The 564-nt window shown below is 64.7% G+C and carries 2 protein-coding genes; both read left to right on the forward strand.

The features are described 5' to 3' along the window. Nucleotides 1–318, forward strand: a 318-nt coding sequence (locus tag OOZ15_RS20030) for a hypothetical protein (RefSeq protein ID WP_265958196.1), incomplete at its 5' end; no start/stop codon positions are given. A 49-nt stretch (nucleotides 319–367) separates the two neighbouring features. Continuing rightward, on the forward strand, nucleotides 368–556 hold the full coding sequence (gene relB, locus OOZ15_RS20035) for a type II toxin-antitoxin system RelB family antitoxin (RefSeq protein ID WP_240570084.1): 189 nt from the start codon (nucleotides 368–370) through the stop codon (nucleotides 554–556). Nucleotides 557–564 lie beyond the last annotated feature (8 nt).

Consider the following 564-nt stretch of genomic DNA (forward strand, 5'->3'; position numbering starts at 1 on the left):
TCTGAACTGATCCGCGCCTACGGCGAGCCGCCGAGCGATGTTACACCCGATACACCCCCTGAGCCGTCTCCGCGATACACCTCTCGAGACACCTCATCGAGCGAGCGTGACGATCTTCTGCTGCGCGAGCTCCGGGCACTCCGTGAGCAGGTCGTTCAGCTCCAGGAGGAGGTACGCGAGCTCCGGCGTCTACCGGCACCGGGGCAGCTCCAGGAGGATCTTGAGAGAGCATTACCAGCAGAGACCGGGCCTCAGCGGGCAGGCGGACAGATCACCGGGTTTGGTGACCTGTTGCGCCGCTTCGAGGCCAAGCACTGACACTGTCACCACGTTACACTGGGGGCATAGTCACCCAGGAGGGCGCCCCATGAGCACCCCACTCGATCCGATCATCAGCGAGTTCGAGACCCAGGAGCAGGCGGACAGCTACGACCGCTGGTTTCGTGAGCGAATCCGCAAGAGCCTGGAGGACCCCCGGCCCTCGATCCCCCATGACGACGTAATGGCTGAGATGCGCGAGCTGATCGCCACCAAGCGCCGCCATGCTGCCGGGTGACTGGCGCC

This window comes from Galbibacter kalidii (assembly GCF_026241135.1).
In the GTDB taxonomy this organism is placed as follows: Bacteria; Bacteroidota; Bacteroidia; order Flavobacteriales; family Flavobacteriaceae; genus Galbibacter.